Source organism: Azonexus sp., assembly GCF_041909095.1.
Classification (GTDB): domain Bacteria; phylum Pseudomonadota; class Gammaproteobacteria; order Burkholderiales; family Rhodocyclaceae; genus Azonexus.
The window spans coordinates 85,917-99,462 of record NZ_JAYREB010000002.1; the positions used below are offsets into that span (position 1 = coordinate 85,917).

14 protein-coding genes are annotated in these 13,546 nt (G+C 63.3%); 8 read left to right on the plus strand and 6 right to left on the minus strand.

Going from position 1 to position 13,546, the window contains the following annotated elements; genetic code table 11:
- The first annotated feature begins 5 nt into the window (after positions 1-5).
- The 4 genes from ACE3OV_RS07185 (at position 6) to ACE3OV_RS07200 (ending at position 4,173) form a co-directional block, all read left to right on the plus strand.
- Positions 6-1,304 (plus strand): sigma-54 interaction domain-containing protein, encoded by a 1,299-nt coding sequence (locus ACE3OV_RS07185; protein ID WP_374326310.1) that lies wholly within the window; start codon positions 6-8, stop codon positions 1,302-1,304.
- Positions 1,305-1,409: 105 nt separating this feature from the next.
- Positions 1,410-1,973, plus strand: a complete 564-nt coding sequence (ahpC, locus tag ACE3OV_RS07190) for an alkyl hydroperoxide reductase subunit C (protein ID WP_374326311.1) — start codon at positions 1,410-1,412, stop codon at positions 1,971-1,973.
- A gap of 94 nt (positions 1,974-2,067) precedes the next feature.
- A complete protein-coding gene (ahpF, locus tag ACE3OV_RS07195) occupies positions 2,068-3,624 on the plus strand; it encodes an alkyl hydroperoxide reductase subunit F (protein ID WP_374326312.1) in 1,557 nt (518 codons plus the stop codon).
- 78 nt (positions 3,625-3,702) lie between these two features.
- A complete protein-coding gene (locus ACE3OV_RS07200; RefSeq protein ID WP_374326313.1) occupies positions 3,703-4,173 on the plus strand; it encodes a hypothetical protein in 471 nt (156 codons plus the stop codon).
- Positions 4,174-4,248: 75 nt separating this feature from the next.
- Here ACE3OV_RS07200 and ACE3OV_RS07205 read toward each other — a convergent pair whose 3' ends face one another.
- Together ACE3OV_RS07205 and ACE3OV_RS07210 are read right to left on the minus strand one after the other, a co-directional pair.
- Entirely contained in the window at positions 4,249-4,869 is a 621-nt protein-coding gene (locus tag ACE3OV_RS07205; RefSeq protein ID WP_374326314.1) for a cytochrome b/b6 domain-containing protein, read from the minus strand.
- A complete protein-coding gene (locus tag ACE3OV_RS07210; RefSeq protein WP_374326315.1) occupies positions 4,866-6,524 on the minus strand; it encodes a tetrathionate reductase family octaheme c-type cytochrome in 1,659 nt (552 codons plus the stop codon). The genes ACE3OV_RS07205 and ACE3OV_RS07210 overlap by 4 nt, the downstream gene beginning before the upstream one ends.
- Positions 6,525-6,765: 241 nt before the next feature.
- On the opposite strand from ACE3OV_RS07210, the gene ACE3OV_RS07215 reads away from it, so the two are divergent.
- Together ACE3OV_RS07215 and ACE3OV_RS07220 are read left to right on the plus strand one after the other, a co-directional pair.
- On the plus strand, positions 6,766-6,999 hold the full coding sequence (locus tag ACE3OV_RS07215) for a DUF3567 family protein (protein ID WP_374326316.1): 234 nt from the start codon (positions 6,766-6,768) through the stop codon (positions 6,997-6,999).
- Positions 7,000-7,045: 46 nt separating this feature from the next.
- Entirely contained in the window at positions 7,046-7,255 is a 210-nt protein-coding gene (locus tag ACE3OV_RS07220) for a DUF3460 family protein (RefSeq protein WP_374326317.1), read from the plus strand.
- 68 nt (positions 7,256-7,323) lie between these two features.
- On the opposite strand, the gene ACE3OV_RS07225 is transcribed toward ACE3OV_RS07220, so the two are convergent.
- On the minus strand, positions 7,324-10,020 hold the full coding sequence (locus tag ACE3OV_RS07225) for a GNAT family N-acetyltransferase (protein ID WP_374326318.1): 2,697 nt from the start codon (positions 10,018-10,020) through the stop codon (positions 7,324-7,326).
- 113 nt (positions 10,021-10,133) lie between these two features.
- On the minus strand, positions 10,134-10,541 hold the full coding sequence (locus ACE3OV_RS07230; protein ID WP_374326319.1) for an OsmC family protein: 408 nt from the start codon (positions 10,539-10,541) through the stop codon (positions 10,134-10,136).
- Positions 10,542-10,569: 28 nt separating this feature from the next.
- Here ACE3OV_RS07230 and ACE3OV_RS07235 point away from each other — a divergent pair, with 28 nt between their 5' ends.
- The gene (locus tag ACE3OV_RS07235) at positions 10,570-11,082 is read left to right on the plus strand and encodes a class I SAM-dependent methyltransferase (protein WP_374326320.1); all 513 of its coding nucleotides are present in this window, start codon (positions 10,570-10,572) and stop codon (positions 11,080-11,082) included.
- On the opposite strand, the gene ACE3OV_RS07240 is transcribed toward ACE3OV_RS07235, so the two are convergent.
- The gene (locus ACE3OV_RS07240; protein ID WP_374326321.1) at positions 11,075-11,677 is read right to left on the minus strand and encodes an arylesterase; all 603 of its coding nucleotides are present in this window, start codon (positions 11,675-11,677) and stop codon (positions 11,075-11,077) included. The genes ACE3OV_RS07235 and ACE3OV_RS07240 overlap by 8 nt on opposite strands.
- On the opposite strand from ACE3OV_RS07240, the gene ACE3OV_RS07245 reads away from it, so the two are divergent.
- Positions 11,676-12,350, plus strand: coding sequence for an ABC transporter ATP-binding protein (locus ACE3OV_RS07245; protein WP_374326322.1), 675 nt, complete (start codon positions 11,676-11,678; stop codon positions 12,348-12,350). The genes ACE3OV_RS07240 and ACE3OV_RS07245 overlap by 2 nt on opposite strands.
- On the opposite strand, the gene hpnE is transcribed toward ACE3OV_RS07245, so the two are convergent.
- Positions 12,326-13,546: a hydroxysqualene dehydroxylase HpnE gene (gene hpnE / locus ACE3OV_RS07250; protein WP_374326323.1), complete on the minus strand. Its 1,221-nt coding sequence runs from the start codon at positions 13,544-13,546 to the stop codon at positions 12,326-12,328. The genes ACE3OV_RS07245 and hpnE overlap by 25 nt on opposite strands.

A 13,546-nucleotide genomic window follows, 5' to 3' on the forward strand; every position in this document is an offset into this window, starting at 1 on the left:
CGAAGATGCTGAGTGAACTGATTTCATTTCTGGAAACCTTGCCCGAGCCTCATATCCTGTGTGATCGGGAAAACCGGATCATTGCCGCCAACGATGCCTACCGGAATATCTGGCTCGACCAGCAGGAGGTGGTCGGCCGCAAGTGTTACGAGGTTTCGCACCGTTACGAGGTGCCTTGCAACGAAGCCGGCGAGTTCTGCCCCTTGCAGCGCAGCCTGCGTTCCGGTCAGCGCGAAAGGGTGTTGCACCTGCATCACACGCCGTCCGGCGAGATTTTCGAGAATATCGAGTTGTCGCCGATTCGCAATGACAGCGGCGAGATCGTCTATTACATCGAAAAGCTCGAACCCTTGCCCGGCGCCCGCAGTCAGGCCCACGCCCAGGGACTGATCGGCCGTTCGGCGCCTTTCCTGCACATGATGGAAATGGTCGCCCGGGTTGCGCCGTCGGATGCGGCAGTGTTGCTGCAGGGCGAATCGGGAACCGGCAAGGAACTGGTCGCCAGCGCCATCCACCGGATGAGCAAGCGCGCCGAGCAGCCCTTCGTGGCCGTCGACTGCTCCGGCTTGCCGGAAACCCTGTTCGAGAGTGAACTCTTCGGTCACGAGCGCGGTGCCTTCACCGGTGCTTCAGCACGCAAGACCGGGCTGGTCGAGGCAGCAGCGGGGGGGACCCTGTTCCTCGATGAGGTCGGTGACATTCCGCTGTCGATCCAGGTCAAGTTGCTGCGCCTGCTGGAAACCGGCACCTATCGCCGGGTTGGTTCGCCGGAACTGCGCAAGGCGGAAATCCGCATCGTTTCCGCCACCCACCGGCCGCTGGCGGAAATGGTCGATAACGGCAGCTTCCGCCAGGATCTTTTTTTCCGGCTCAACATCTTTCCCATTTTCCTGCCGGCGCTGCGCGAACGCGGCGACGACATCCTGCTGCTTGCCGAGGCCTTGCTGGGACGGGTGGCAAACGGTCGTGCGCTGGTTTTGTCCAATGCGGCCAAGGCCTGGCTGGCTGCCTATCACTATCCAGGAAACGTGCGCGAGTTGCGTAACATCCTGGAGCGCGCCTGCCTGCTCTGTGACGGCGAGGTGATCCAGCGGGAACATCTGCCCGGCGCCGCCTACGCCCAGTTTTCACTGGCTGCGGTAAAGGCTGCCACGGCGCCCCAGCCGCGTGCGGCGGAGGATCTGGAAACCCAACTGCGGGCTCATGGTGGTAACCGCAAGGCGCTGGCAGAAAAGCTCGGCATTTCCGAGCGGACCTTGTACCGGCGGCTGCAGGCCTTACGCGAGGGGAAACTCGCTAGATAGCCTGTATTGATTGATCGGATTTGCTTAATCAATTGGATTGATTGCTGGCGCTTTCCTATGATCTCTCCTGTCGCAGCAATTCAACCACCGCTCAAGGAGAAACCCATGTCCATCATCAACACCAAGATCAAGCCCTTCACCGTTCAGGCCTACCAGAACGGCAAGTTCATCACCGTTTCCGACGCCGATCTCAAGGGCAAGTGGTCGATCTTCTTCTTCTACCCGGCCGACTTCACCTTCGTCTGCCCGACCGAACTCGGCGACATGGCCGATCTGTACCCCGAATTCCAGAAGCTGGGCGTCGAAGTCTATTCGGTGTCGACCGACACCCACTTCACGCACAAGGCCTGGGCCGACGCTTCCGACACGATCAAGAAGATCCAGTACGTGATGCTCGGCGACCCGACCGGCACCGTCACCCGCAACTTCGACGTGATGATCGAATCGGAAGGCCTGGCGCTGCGCGGCACTTTCGTCGTCAATCCGGAAGGCGAGATCAAGGTCGCTGAAATTCATGACCTGGGCATTGGCCGCGACGCGTCCGAACTGCTGCGCAAGGTCAAGGCCGCCCAGTACATCGCCTCGCACCCGGGCGAAGTCTGCCCGGCCAAATGGCAGGAAGGCGCCGAAACCCTGAAGCCGTCGCTCGACCTGGTCGGCAAGATCTGATCCTGACTACCGCCGGGCTGCCGCCCGGCGGATGGCAGCGCAATGGCGCAGCGCCATTGCCGTGCCATCCAATACCGCTAACAGGGAGAAAACCATGCTCGACAGCTCCATCAAGGAACAACTCAAGGCTTACCTCGAACGCTTGCAACGGCCGATCGAACTGGTCGCTGCGCTCGGTGACGACGCGAAGTCGCAGGAAATGCGCGCCTTGCTCAACGACATTCTCGATTGCTCGGCCAAGGTCAGCTTGCGCGAGGAAGCGCATGCCCGCATTCCGTCCTTCGGCATCGCCGTTCCCGGCGAAGCCGCCCGCGTCCGTTTTGCCGGGCTGCCGATGGGCCATGAATTCACTTCGTTGGTGCTGGCCCTGCTGCAGGTCGGCGGCTACCCGCCCAAGGTCGAGCAGGCGGTGATCGAGCAGATCAAGGGCCTGACCGGCTCCTTCGACTTCGAAACCTTCATCTCGCTGTCCTGCCACAACTGCCCGGACGTCGTACAGGCGCTCAACCTCATGGCAGCGCTCAACCCCAATGTGACGAGCACGATGATCGACGGCGCGCTGTTCCAGGGCGAAGTCGAGGCGCGACAGATCATGGCGGTGCCGACCGTCTTCCTGAACGGCGCCGAATTCGGCCAGGGCCGGATGACGATCGAGGAAATCCTGGCCAAGGTCGATACCGGCGCCGCTGCCCGTGCGGCCGAGGAAATTGCCGCCAAGGCGGCGTTCGACGTGCTCGTCGTCGGCGGCGGTCCGGCCGGTGCGGCGGCGGCGATCTACGCGGCGCGCAAGGGCATCCGCACCGGCGTCGTCGCCGAGCGTTTCGGCGGCCAGGTGATGGATACGCTGGGCATCGAGAACTTCGTCTCGGTCAAGGAAACCGAAGGGCCGAAGCTCGCCATGGCGTTGGAAGAACACGTCAAGGCTTACGACGTCGACATCATGAACCTGCAGCGCGCGGCAAAGCTGGTGCCGGCGGCCGAGGAGGGTGGGCTGGTCGAAGTGCAACTGGAAAACGGTGCGGCGCTCAAGTCGAAGTCGGTGATCATCGCCACCGGCGCCCGCTGGCGCGAGATGAATGTGCCTGGCGAGAAGGAATACAAGGCCAAGGGCGTCTGTTTCTGCCCGCATTGCGACGGCCCGTTGTTCAAGGGCAAGCGCGTCGCAGTGATCGGCGGTGGCAACTCCGGCGTTGAAGCGGCGATCGACCTGGCTGGTATCGTCGCCCATGTCACCTTGCTCGAATTCGCCGACACCTTGCGCGCCGACGCGGTGCTGCAGAAGAAGCTCTATAGCCTGCCCAACGTCACCGTGATCAAGTCGGCGCAGACCACCGAAGTCACCGGCGACGGCCAGAAGGTCAACGGCATCACCTACAAGGATCGCGTCTCGGGCGAGGAGAAGCACGTCGAACTGGAAGGTATTTTCGTCCAGATCGGCCTGCTGCCGGCGACCGACTGGCTGAAGGGTACGCTCGCCCTGAGCCGTTTCGGCGAAATCGAGATCGACGCCAAGGGGCAGACCAGCGTGCCCGGCGTCTTCGCCGCCGGCGATTGTACGACGGTGCCGTACAAGCAGATCATCATCGCCATGGGGGCGGGGGCGACGGCATCGTTGTCAGCCTTCGATCACCTGATCCGCAGCGGTAGCTGATTTGCCGGCTGCCGATTCATGGCCCCTGCGTCAGCAGCGACGCAGGGGCATTGGTTTTTTACTCCTGACGGTGCTTCCATGAAGAAAACCCTGCTTTCCCTCAGTCTGGTCTGCCTCACCTTGCCCGCGCTGGCGCAAGTTCCCAGCTTGCGCGCTGGCGATCCCATGCCTCGCCTGCAACTCAAGGATCAGCATGACAAGCCGGCCAGCATTCCCGCTGATCTGCAGCAGGTCGTTTTCGCCGCTGACAAGGCTGGTTCGGCGCTCGTTACCGACTGGCTCGACCAGCAGCCGGCCGACTGGCTGGCGCGGACCAAGCGTGTCTATCTGGCTGACATCCACAAAATGCCCGGTCTGGTGACGCGCATGTTCGCCTTGCCGAAACTGCGCGACAAACCCTACGCCATCGTTCTCGGGCGCGAAGCCGGTGATCTGGCGATGTTCCCGGCGCGCGAGAACTGCGTCACCCTGCTGCCGGTGACGGCGGGCAAGGTCGGCGAGGTCAGCCATGCCTGCGACGCGAATAGTCTGCAAGGTGCGTTGAAGTAAGCTGCTGCCCGGCGGCAGGGCAAAAAAATGGCGGGGAAAATCCCCGCCATAAACACGCAAGGTAAATCGTTTCGCTCAGTGCGCCTTGTGGTGCTCGTCGACTTCTTCCCAGCCGGTGACCATCGCCTTGATGTGGGCGAACACGGTGTGGCCGGTGGTCGTCAGATAGACGTGGATGAAGAAGAAGGCCGCCATCATGAAGGCGCCTGCGGTATGGGCGAGTGCCACCCATTCCAGGGTCAGGTACTGATCGATGCCCAGGTCGCGCCAGTTGCCGTAGAACAGGTAGAACAGGCCGGACACCCAGATCATCGGCGAGATGAAGGCGAGCAGCGCGAGGTAGGCCAGACGCTGCAGCGGGTTGTGCTTCTGCACCACGGTCTTGCGGAACGGATGCGGCGCGTCGCGGAAGATGCCGATCAGGTAGTAATTGACCATCGCCAGCACGTTCTTCAACGACGGCAGGTATTGCCGCCATTCGCCGGTGGTGAATTGCCAGAAGATCGTGAAGGCCCACAGCGTCAGTAGCGTCCAGGCGGCCAGCGTGTGCAGCTGGACGGCCTTCTGGAAGCCGAGCAGGGCGTAGGTGCCGTGCACTTCGAAGCCGGTGATCATCATGCTGACGATCAGAAAGGCTTGCGACCAGTGCCAGAAGCGCTCGTAGCGCTTGTAGATGTAGATGCGTTCACCGCTCATTGATTTTGCTCCTTGCGACGACGGGTGATGATGCGGACCAGGCCATGGATCAGGCCGCCGCCGATGGCGCCGGCAACTGCCAGACCGCCGAAGACGTCAAGCAGGGTATTGCGGTCGCGGCCGGGAAGGTAGATGTCGGTAATCGATGCCAGACGACCTTCTTCCGAACGGGTATGGCATTCCGCGCAGGGCACGGCCTTTTCCTTGGGCGCCACCATGTGGGTGATGAACCAGTTCATCCGCGTTTCGATGAAGTCGAACTTGCCGCTATAGGGTAGTTCGGCGTAGTCCATGCCGGCCTTGATCGCCTTGGCGAAGTCATAGTTCTTCCACAGCGCGGTATCGTCGTCGCCGAACACGTGGTTGACCACCAGCGTATTGTTGACCGGGTCGTAGGCCTGTTTGCCGTGCATGACCTTGAACGGCCAGATGCGCGCATTTTCGTCCTTGGCCGACCCCTGGATGCGGTTCAGTTCCAGCACGCCGTCCTTGCCGATGTACGGGTCAAGCTTGTCGATGATCGAAACCTGCTCGACGGTGCCGTTGTACCACTTGTATTCGGGACGGACGTTTTCCCCGTACTCGAAGTCGCCCTTGGCGGCCGAGTACTTCAGATGACCGTGATCGTCCTTGATGAACAGCGGCTTGCCATCGGGGCCCATCTTGCCGGCCGTCGACCAGTCCCAGACCATCTTGGTGGCGATGCCGCCGCGGGCGAATTCAGGGATGTGGCAGGTCTGGCAGGCGACCTTGTTGGCGTGGTTGTTGATCTTGGCCTGCTTGTGCGGCGTCTGGCCGTGACAGGATTCGCAGGTGGCGCGGTTGTGGTCGTCCTTGGGCAGGTCGAAGCCATGCGTGTCCTTGGGGTTGACCGCGTAGCGGCTGCCCGAGGGCTGGTGGGCGTTGAAGGTATGGCAGTCGGAGCAGGCCATGTTGGCGCCGTCCTTGGCCATGTGGACGTCGAGCTCACGCGGCGGATTTTTCAGCGAGGAGTCGAGGTCGCCGTGCTTCACCGCGTCGCCGCCGCCGCCGTTGAAGTGGCAGCTGCCGCAGTTGCCGCGGCCAGGCTGGCCTACATGCTGGGCGATCTTGGTCAGGTCCGGTGCCTTGAACGGCTTCTTGCCCGGAGGGCCTTCCATCGGTTCGAATTCCCGATCGGCGTACAGGGGGTGGCCGGCATCGGTACTGAACTTCTTGTAGGTGCCGGTGGTGTCGTGACAGGCCAGGCAGTCGACGTTCTCCTGCTTGGTGAAGTCGAAATTCTTGTCGGCCCAGCCATAACCGGCGTGACAGCTGGTGCAGCGCGGTTCATTGGAAATCGGCGAGCCGCAGAAATTGTTGGCCGCCCATTTCTTGCCCAGTGTCTTGCCAGTGGTCTTGCTGGTGGCTTCCCAGGTCCAGTGGATGCTGTTCATGACCTGGTGCCCTGCCATGTTATGGCAGGAAAGGCAGGCCTTGGTCACTTCGGGGCCGCTTTTGAACGGGCCCTTCAGCGCTTCGAGCTTGCTGTGGTCGGTGGTTGACTTGGCGGGCGCCTTGACGGCGGCTGCGGCAGCAGCTGCCGCCGCTGGTGGTGCGGGTTCCTGGGTGCCGTGCGCGAACAGTGCGCAGAACGACAGGCAGGCGCCCACGACATAATGCACATGAATCTTCATGTGGATTTCCTCAGGCTTTTCGTTATGTGCGCGAGCGTCCGACCTCCCCAAGCCAGAACATCCCGCAATCGCAGGCTTACCGGGCGGATTATAAGCGAAAACTGATGATTGGCAAGATGTAGGTTGGCGCTATGTGTAATCAATTGCACCAAGGTTAATTTTTTCTGGTGGCGTGTCCAAGCCTTGAAAAAGCCACTCCTGGGCCGTAATTAGCATCATGGGTCCGACCAAGGAGTGCATGATGAACATTTTTTACGACAGCGATCATTTTTCCGTACTGGCTTACCCGTCCTGCCAGGGCTTCGAACTGGTGGACAAGGACAGTCGACGCATGTTGTTCCTGCATGGCATCGAGGCTTGGAGTTTCCGGGCGGCGATCGACGGTATTCCCGAGGCGGCGCGCGACGTCGAAACCATCGACGCCTTCCTCGACGAATACTGCAACGGCGTTGCAACACCGATCGTCGTCCATTGACGTGCTAGAATCGCGCCCATTCTTCAATCCGTCAGAGGTTCGCAACATGGGTGTCGTCGATAGTGGGTACGTGTCCGATCACACGCGCTGGATGAACGAGCAGCTGGAAAAAAATCCGCAGTGGGTCGCCGACCAGAAGGCCGGGCGCGCGCTGTGGTGGGACAAACCGCAGGATGTCGAGACGACGGCACGCAATGCCGAGTCGAAGGTGGCGCAGAAGCCCTATCCTTACGACATCAATTTCTTCGGCGAATAAGCCACAGCCGTTCCACCAATGAAAAAGCCGGGGTCGCGACCCCGGCTTTTTCGTGCGCTTGATTCCGCTCAGCCGGTCAGTGGCTTGACCACCCGCTTGACCGCGGTGTCTTCCGGGTGCGGGTGGATGGTGAAGCCGAGGCTGGTCATCAGGCGGAACATCTTGGTGTTGGTCGACAGCACGTCGCCGACGACGGCGCGGTAACCCTTGGTGCGGGCGCAGTCGATCAGCGCCGTCATCAGCTTGCGGCCGACCCCGTGCTTTTGCCAGTCGTCGCCGACGGCGAGCGCGAACTCGACCGATTCGCCGTCCGGATTGAGCACGTAGCGGGCGACGCCGATCTGCTTCTCCTTGCCCGTTTCGTCGTCGGCGATAGTTGCCACCAGTGCCATTTCACGGTCGTAGTCGATCTGCGTGAAGCGGACCAGCATGGTCTGCGTCAGTTCGCGCAGGGTGTCCATGAAACGGTAGTAGCGCGATTCGTCGGACATGTTCTTGACGAATTCCTGCTCCAGGTCGGCGTCTTCCGGGCGGATCGGGCGGACGGTGACGACCTGGCCGTCGTTCATCGTCCATTCCTGGACCAGATGCACCGGGTAGGGATAGATCGCCATGTGCGCATAGCGGTCGCCGTTGTTGTTGCTGGCATGGTCGATGACGATGCGGGCGTCGGCGGCGATGGCACCGTGCTCGTCGACGATCAGCGGGTTGAGGTCCATCTCGATGATCCACGGCAGTTCGCAGACCATTTCCGAGATGCAGAGCAGGACTTCCTTGAGCGCTTCGCGGTCGACCGGCGGCATGTTGTGGAACTGGTCGAGGATCTTGGCGGTACGCGTCGAATCGATCAGGTCCTTGGCCAGGAACTTGTTCAGTGGCGGCAGGGCGACCGAGCGGTCGGAGAAGATTTCGTTGTCGAAACCGCCGGCGCCGAAGGTGATGACCGGCCCGAAGATCGGGTCGCGCAGGACGCCGATCATGATTTCGCGGCCGTGCGGCCGGGACAGGAAGGGCTCGATCGAGACGCCGTTGATCTTGGCGTCCGGGTTGCGCTTCTGCACCGTTTCGATGATGTCGTGGTAGGCGTTACGTACCGCCGGTGCGTTCTGGATGTTGAGGCGGACGCCGCCCGCGTCGGACTTGTGCGGCAGGTCCGGCGAATCGACCTTCATCGCCACCGGGAAACCGATCTGTTCGGCCAGCAGTAGCGCTTCGGTGGCGGTACGGGCGACCATGGTCTGGGCAACCGGCACCTTGAAGGCGCGCAGGATCGCCTTCGATTCCATTTCCGACAGCACCTTGCGCCGCTCGGCGAGCAGCGCCTCAATCAGCATCTTGGCGCCTTCAGCCTCGGGGCGGTTGTGCTGGCGCGTCGGTTCCGGCGTTTGCAGCAGCAGTTTCTGGTTGCGGTAGTACTTGGAGATGTGGTGGAACAATTCGATCGCCGTTTCCGGCATGCGGAAGGCCGGGATGCCGGAATCCTCGAGCAGCTTGCGCGCTTCGCCGACCTGAGCTTCGCCCATCCAGCAGCAGATGATGCGGCGGTTGAGCTTGTCGGAGATCGAGACGATGGCCTGGGCGACGCCGAGCGGATCGGTCATTGCCTGTGGCGAGAGCATGACCAGGGTGCTGTCGACGTTCGGGTCCTGGGTGATCGACAACAGGGCATCGCGATAACGTTCGGGGGTTGCGTCGCCGCCGATGTCAATCGGGTTGCTGTGCGACCAGTTGGCCGGCAGCACCTTGTTCAGGTTACCCATCGTTTCGGCAGAGAGTTCGGCGAGCGGAATGCCGAGGTCGCCGGCGCGGTCGGCCGCCATCGCGCCTGGGCCGCCGCCGTTGGTGATGATCGCCAGGCGGTCGCCTTGCGGCCGGAACTTGGAGGCCAGCGCCTTGGCGGCGTAGAACAGTTGGCCGACATTCTTGACGCGGACGACACCAGCACGGCGCACGGCGGCATCGAAGACGGTGTCGGAGACGGCCGCCATCCCGGAATGGACTCGGGCGGCGTGCGAGCCGGCCTCGTGGCGACCGGCCTTCAACAGAATGATCGGCTTGATCCGTGCTGCCGAACGCAGGGCGCTCATGAAGCGGCGGGCATTGCGGATGCCTTCCACGTACATCAGGATGTAGTGGGTGCGGTTGTCGTAGATCAGGTAATCGAGGATTTCGCCGAAATCGACGTCGGCGGTCATGCCCAGCGAAATCACCGAGGAGAAACCGACCTGATTGGCCTGGGCCCAGTCCAGCACGGCCGAGCACATGGCGCCCGATTGCGAGACCAGGGCGAGGTTGCCGGGGGCGGCCGAAATCTTGGTAAAGGTGGCGTTCAGTCCGAGTTCCGGGCGGATGATGCCCAGACAGTTGGGGCCGAGGACGCGCACGTTGTAGGAGCGGGCGATTTCCATCGCCTTGCGCTCGAGCGCGGCGCCGATATGGCCGGCTTCCGAGAAGCCGGAAGCGATGACAATGACGTTGCGCACGCCGCTGCGGCCGCACTGTTCGATGATCTGCGGTACCGTCTGTGGCCGGGTGGCGATTACCGCCATTTCGACGCGGGCGCCGATTTCCTCGATCGACTTGTAGGCCTGTTGCCCCTGGATCGTCTCGTGCTTCGGGTTGATCGCATACAAGCGACCCTTGTAGCCCGAACTGAGGATGTTCTTGAAAATGACGTTGCCGACAGAATTTTCGCGGTCGGAGGCGCCGATAACGGCGACCGACTTCGGCTCGAAAAGCGCGGTGAGATAGTGCTGTTCCAACATGGCTGGTCTCGCTTAAGGCGATGATATTTTAAGGATGCTGCAGTGCGGTATTCTCGCATGGCAGCCCGGGTAATACCACGAATCGCCTATTGGTATTTACCCTCGGAAAACACTTAGTCGTTCAGCGCGCAATCGAGCAGGAAGGATTGCGCCAGGGCGCGGTGCACCGGACACTTGTTGGCGATCTCCAGCATCCTTTGCCGCTGTTCCGCGCTCAACTCGCCGTCGAGCGTGATCTGGCGGTGGATGCAGTTACGGGCGACGCCGTCGACGTCGACCTTGTGCAGCGACAGTTCGACCTTGACCTCGCGCAGCGGCAGGCCCTTGCGCTCGGCGTACATGCGCAGGGTGATCGAAGTGCAGGCACCAAGGCCGGCCATCACGTAATCGAAAGGGGCTGGTCCGGCGTCGTCGCCGCCCATCTCGGCCGGCTCACCCGCCAGCAGGTGGTGCTGGCCGGCGATGACTTCCTGCTGGTATCTTCCCAATCCGTTTTCCCTGACGGTGACGTTCCCTGACATGTTTGTTTCCTCCGATGAATTGCCGGGCATGATACGCCCATCCCCTTGGGTCGAACATTACAGCACCCTGCTGCCGGCGGGCGGTGAGGTGCTCGACCTGGCTTGCGGCAACGGCCGTCACGCCCGGCTGCTGGCGGAGATGGGGTATCGGGTATGTGCCGTTGATCGTGACGCGCTGGCGCTCGACAGGTTGGCCGGCGTGCCGGGCATCACCACCAGCTATGTTGATCTCGAAGGGGATGTCTGGCCGCTGGTCGGCCGCCGTTTCTCTGGCATCGTCGTCACCAACTATCTCTGGCGGGCGCGCTTGCCCGACCTGCTGGCGCTGCTGCTGCCCGGCGGCGTGCTGATCTACGAAACCTTCATGGACGGCAACGCGGTGTACGGCAAGCCATCGAACCCCTATTTTCTGCTCCGGCCCGGCGAACTGCGCGCGGTCGCGGCGGCGGCCGGGCTGCTGGAGATCGCCTACTTTGAGGGCTACGCGAGCGAGCCGAAACCCTGCCAGCGCCAGGCCATCGTTGCCCGCCGTCCTATTTGAGTAACGGGCGCAGCGCCGGCCAGACGTGGTCGAGCAGCAGCGGCTGGGCGGCGGCGGTCGGGTGCAGGCCGTCGGCCTGGAAGAGGTCCGGGCGGCTGGCCAACGGTTCAAGCAGGAAAGGCAGGTAGGCGGTCTTTTCCGCCTTGGCGATGGCGCCGAAGCGCCGGTAAAACTGATCGGCGTAAGGCCCGTAGTTCGGCGGCAGGCGCATGCCGGCGAGCAGCACGCGGGCGCCGGCCTTTTTGGCGGCGGCAATCATCGCTTCCAGGTTGTTTTCCATCTGCTGCAACGGCAGGCCGCGCAGGCCGTCGTTGGCGCCGAGCGCCAGGATGACCACAGCCGGCCGGTGCTCGGCGAGCGCGGCGGTGAGACGGGAGCGGCCGCCGGCCGTGGTTTCGCCGGAGATCGACAGGTTGGCGACGCTATAATCTGGGCGTTCGTCGGCCAAGCGCTCGGCAAGCAACGACGGCCAGGCCTGCTGGGGGCGAATGCCGTAACCGGCGGAGAGTGAATCGCCCAGCACCAGGATGGTCCTGGCGGCGACGGCAGACGGGGCGAAAACGAGTAGCGACAACAGAAACAGGAAAGCACGCATGGCGGAAAAACCGGTGGTTGAAGTGGCAGGCTTGGGCAAGACCGTCGATAACGGCGGCGAACCGCTGACGATTCTGCAGGATATTTCCTTCACGGTCATGGCGGGCGAGACGGTGGCCATCGTCGGCGCTTCCGGTTCGGGAAAATCCACCCTGCTCGGACTGCTCGCCGGGCTCGATGTTCCCACGGCCGGGGAAATCCACCTCGACGGCGTCTCGCTCGCCGCGCTTGACGAGGACGCGCGCGCCGTCCAGCGTGGCCGCCTGCTCGGTTTTGTCTTCCAGTCCTTCCAGTTGTTGCCGGCACTGACTGCGCTGGAAAACGTCATGCTGCCGCTCGAACTCGCCGGGCGCAAGGATGCGGCAACGCTGGCGCGCGACTGGCTGGAACGCGTCGGTCTCGGTCATCGCCTCAAGCACTACCCGAAGCACCTCTCCGGCGGCGAGCAGCAACGCGTTGCGCTGGCCCGCGCCTTTTCGCCGGCACCGCGGCTGGTCCTGGCCGACGAGCCGACCGGTAACCTTGATGCGGCGACCGGTCAGCAGGTCATCGAGCTGATGTTCGACCTCAATGCCAAACAGGGCACGACGCTGATTTTGGTCACCCACGATGAGGCGATTGCCGCCCGCTGCGGCCGCGTGCTTCGGATTCAGGCCGGCCGGCTGGCCGACTGAAAGACCGTTGCTGCGGCGCGCCGGCCGCTCCTGACGGCGCCTTCGAGCGTCGCCGGGTAATCGGCCCAGGTGTGGTCGCCAGCCAGCACGAGGCGCGGGTCGGCGGTGTGCCAGTTTGGCCGCGCCTGGTTTGGGCGACAGGAAAAGGTCGCCCGCTTTTCCCGGATCACCTGCCGCCAGTCCGCGACGCCGAGGCCGAGCGCGGTTTCGATTTCCGCCGCCAGCGCCTCGTCGGACAGGGCTTCCCAGTCGCCGTGGCCGCTGATCGCGCAGCCGAACAGGCCGTGACCGCGGTCGATTGTCCAGGCGCCGGTATTGCCGCCGAGGTGCAGGAGTGGGAAGGGCAGTTGGGTATTTGCTGCAAATTGCAGGTAGACCGTGGCAATCGGCTCGTAAGCGAAGCGGGTGTCGACTTCAGGTAACAGCGCGCCGACGTGTTGCGGCGCGACGGCGACGACGACCGCATCGAAGGTCTCGCCATCGACGCAGGCGTCGTTGATGCTGCGCACCCGGTGGCCAAAACGCAGCGTTGCGCCGTTTGCCGCCAGCCAGCGGCAGGCCGGTTCGGGCAGTAGTTCGCCGAAGGGCACGCGCGGCAGCAGCAGGTCGGTGTCGGCGCGGCGCGGGCTGCCCAGGCTGTCGCGCAGGACATTCGCAAACAATTGCGCCGACGCGCGTTCGGCCGGGGTGTTGAGCGCTGCTAGGCAGAGCGGCTCCCACAGCTTTCTGCGCAGGACGCCGCTCTGGCCGGCGGCGTCGAGCCAGTCGGCGACGCTCTCGTCGCGCGTCAGGCGAAAGCCGCGCCATTTGACGCGCTGCATCCAGAGCGCGGTTTTCAGCTTTTCCGGCAGGTCGACCGTGGCTGCCGTGAGCAGGCCCCAGGCGACGTTGAACGGCGCCGGCCAGCGTGGCAGCGCCAGGCAAAAGCCGTCGCGGTCGACGACCTGCAATGGGCGGCAGTCGAACAGCGTGTCCGGATCGGCGCCGACGCTGCGCATCAGCGCCAGCGTTTCACGGTAGGCGCCGAGCAGCAGGTGCTGGCCGTTGTCGAGCGTGTGTCCGTCAATCGTGACCGAACGCCCGCGCCCGCCGGCGACGCGGCCGGCTTCGTAGAGGGTGACGGCGGCGCCGCGCCGGGTCAGGTCGACGGCGGCGGCGAGCCCGGCCCAGCCGGCGCCGACGACGGCGACTTTCAC

Excerpts from the sequence above, each read along its gene's own strand:
- ACE3OV_RS07240 (WP_374326321.1), bottom strand. The coding sequence starts at position 11,677 with ATGCGTGCTTTCCTGTTTCTGTTGTCGCTACTCGTTTTCGCCCCGTCT.
- ACE3OV_RS07220 (WP_374326317.1), top strand. The coding sequence starts at position 7,046 with ATGGGTGTCGTCGATAGTGGGTACGTGTCCGATCACACGCGCTGGATG.
- ACE3OV_RS07215 (WP_374326316.1), top strand. The coding sequence starts at position 6,766 with ATGAACATTTTTTACGACAGCGATCATTTTTCCGTACTGGCTTACCCG.
- ahpF (WP_374326312.1), top strand. The coding sequence starts at position 2,068 with ATGCTCGACAGCTCCATCAAGGAACAACTCAAGGCTTACCTCGAACGC.
- ACE3OV_RS07245 (WP_374326322.1), top strand. The coding sequence starts at position 11,676 with ATGGCGGAAAAACCGGTGGTTGAAGTGGCAGGCTTGGGCAAGACCGTC.
- ACE3OV_RS07200 (WP_374326313.1), top strand. The coding sequence starts at position 3,703 with ATGAAGAAAACCCTGCTTTCCCTCAGTCTGGTCTGCCTCACCTTGCCC.
- ACE3OV_RS07185 (WP_374326310.1), top strand. The coding sequence starts at position 6 with ATGCTGAGTGAACTGATTTCATTTCTGGAAACCTTGCCCGAGCCTCAT.
- ACE3OV_RS07225 (WP_374326318.1), bottom strand. The coding sequence starts at position 10,020 with ATGTTGGAACAGCACTATCTCACCGCGCTTTTCGAGCCGAAGTCGGTC.
- ACE3OV_RS07210 (WP_374326315.1), bottom strand. The coding sequence starts at position 6,524 with ATGAAGATTCATGTGCATTATGTCGTGGGCGCCTGCCTGTCGTTCTGC.
- ACE3OV_RS07230 (WP_374326319.1), bottom strand. The coding sequence starts at position 10,541 with ATGTCAGGGAACGTCACCGTCAGGGAAAACGGATTGGGAAGATACCAG.
- ACE3OV_RS07235 (WP_374326320.1), top strand. The coding sequence starts at position 10,570 with ATGATACGCCCATCCCCTTGGGTCGAACATTACAGCACCCTGCTGCCG.
- ahpC (WP_374326311.1), top strand. The coding sequence starts at position 1,410 with ATGTCCATCATCAACACCAAGATCAAGCCCTTCACCGTTCAGGCCTAC.
- ACE3OV_RS07205 (WP_374326314.1), bottom strand. The coding sequence starts at position 4,869 with ATGAGCGGTGAACGCATCTACATCTACAAGCGCTACGAGCGCTTCTGG.